Genomic DNA, 1,925 nt, shown 5'->3' on the forward strand with positions numbered 1-1,925 from the left:
CCCCGTCGCGGCCGAGCGGAGGTATGACCCGATTCGACGCCGCGACCGAGGACGAGCGGCTGAAGCTGTTCGCCGACGCCGCGGCCGCGCACCGCGCGCGCTCCGGCGACGTGATGACCGTCGACGTCGACCCCGACAGCGACGACACCGAGGGCGGCGAAGTGCCGCCGTGGATCCAGCTCGCGGGCACGGAACTGATACTGGACTGTACCGACGAGGAGCTGGACCGGCTGAAGGAGCTGCTCTCCGAGTTCCCGGAATTCCGGATCGACGAGCTGGTCAGTCCGGAGGAGGCCGAGGGAACCAACGCCGTCGTCACCGCGCGGTCGGACGCGAACCGCGTCGCGGGGTTCATCGAGCGCGCTTTCCGCGAGGTGTACGAGCTCGACGAGGCGTACAAGGCGTGGGTGACGGCGATCTGAGGCGGGGCTCGGTCGGTCCGTCGGACGCCGCGGTCCGTCGGGCGGACCGGGGCCGCCGTCGCCGGTCGGCGGTTACTTCGCGAAGTAGCTCGTGAAGAATCCCGAGAGGAACGAGCTGATCGCGACCGCGACGAGAAGGTCCGTCGTGTCGTGTTCCCCGTCGGAGGCCGTGAACCAGGTGACTGCGACGCCGATGCCGAGCGATATCACGCCGTTCGCGGTGTCTTCTTTGAGACCCATGCGCCACGTTGGCGTCGGAGCGACAAAACCGATGTGGCGGGCCCGACCGCGCCCGGGCCACGGGGCGCAGGGTTCGTCGCGGCTCAGTGGAACCCGCGGTCGACGTCGTCCTCGTCGATCAGGTCGTCGAGTTCCGACGTGAGCAGCTCCTCGGCGTCCTCGAAGGTGTCCGACAGCTCGTCGAGCTCGTCGGGTCGCCCGTCGAACTCGTACTCCATCGGGCCGAACGCGGGCGACTCGACCGCTTCCATCACGTCCTCGAAGAGGTGGTCGGGGTCGGTCGGCGCTTCGGCGTGGACCCGCAGCGTCTCCGTGAGCCGCGTCGCCATCTCCTCGGCGTGGTCCTCGTCTTCGGGGGCCGACCGGACCGCGAACCGCCCGTCGCTCTCGGCGTCCGGGAGGAGCGGGTCGAGTTCGTCGTCCACTTTGCGGGCGACGCGCGTCCCGACGCCGCGGAGGTCGCGGGGGTTCTTCGCGTACGTCTTCAGGTGGTAGAGACCGACGCTCGGGTGGCCGAAGTAGAGGTCCTCGCCGAGGCCGCCGCGGCGGGAGCCGGCGACGGCACGCCAGCCGTCGGGGTCGGTCGAGTCGCTCGCGACGTCCGCGAGGATGTCGTCCCAGTCTCGTACGCGCATGTCGGCCGTAGGTAGCGGCGGCGACCGCATGAGCGTGTCGGTGCCGGCGGACCGACCGATCGATCCGACGAGCGTCCGACCGCCTCAGTCGTCGGCCGCGCGGTGCTCCGCGAGGAACAGCGACGACGCCGTCAGGAGCACCCCGACGCTGAACGCGCCGTTCACTAGTCCGATAACGGGATACGTGCCGCCGTCGAGTACCCACACGACGCCGAGCGCGATGACGTGAACGATACCGACGAGGTACAGCGCTGGGTTCCAGAACCGGGTGAAAAAGAGGCCGACGCCGAACGCGAAGCTCCCGGCGACCGCGAGGAACTGGGGCATGCCGGTCAGCGCCCAGACGTAGTAGTTGATCCCGGCGACGCCGACCGAACACAGCAGACCGAACCAGTAGCGCGCGCCCCACGATCGCACCTCGTCGGCGCGGAACACCGACCCGGATCCGGCGTCTGTCATGCGTCACCCACTCGGGGTATCGACAAAACCGTTGCGTCGGGGTGAGTCGAGGCCGATCGCCGGTCGGAGGCCGGGGTCCGCCGCCAGCGACCCCGGCCACCGACAGCGTTTTTCGCGGCGGCCGCCGAGCGGGAGCGTGAACGTTCGGGGGCCGATCGTCTCCGTCGGG

At 70.0% G+C, this 1,925-nt stretch carries 4 protein-coding genes; 1 reads left to right on the forward strand and 3 read right to left on the reverse strand.

Annotation, left to right across the window (positions count from 1 at the left end; genetic code table 11):
- The coding region (locus BN903_RS17675; protein ID WP_369317837.1) for a hypothetical protein at nucleotides 1-422 on the forward strand (422 nt) is incomplete at its 5' end.
- A 72-nt stretch (nucleotides 423-494) separates the two neighbouring features.
- Here the strand turns inward: BN903_RS17675 and BN903_RS17680 are convergent.
- The 3 genes from BN903_RS17680 to BN903_RS14030 all read right to left on the reverse strand — a co-directional run bounded on the left by BN903_RS17680 (nucleotide 495) and on the right by BN903_RS14030 (nucleotide 1,756).
- The gene (locus BN903_RS17680) at nucleotides 495-662 is read right to left on the reverse strand and encodes a hypothetical protein (protein ID WP_195155822.1); all 168 of its coding nucleotides are present in this window, start codon (nucleotides 660-662) and stop codon (nucleotides 495-497) included.
- 83 nt (nucleotides 663-745) lie between these two features.
- Nucleotides 746-1,297, reverse strand: a complete 552-nt coding sequence (locus BN903_RS14025; protein ID WP_048078320.1) for a hypothetical protein — start codon at nucleotides 1,295-1,297, stop codon at nucleotides 746-748.
- An 84-nt stretch (nucleotides 1,298-1,381) separates the two neighbouring features.
- The gene (locus BN903_RS14030; RefSeq protein WP_048078321.1) at nucleotides 1,382-1,756 is read right to left on the reverse strand and encodes a hypothetical protein; all 375 of its coding nucleotides are present in this window, start codon (nucleotides 1,754-1,756) and stop codon (nucleotides 1,382-1,384) included.
- Nucleotides 1,757-1,925 lie beyond the last annotated feature (169 nt).

It is taken from the genome of Halorubrum sp. AJ67, assembly GCF_000513435.1.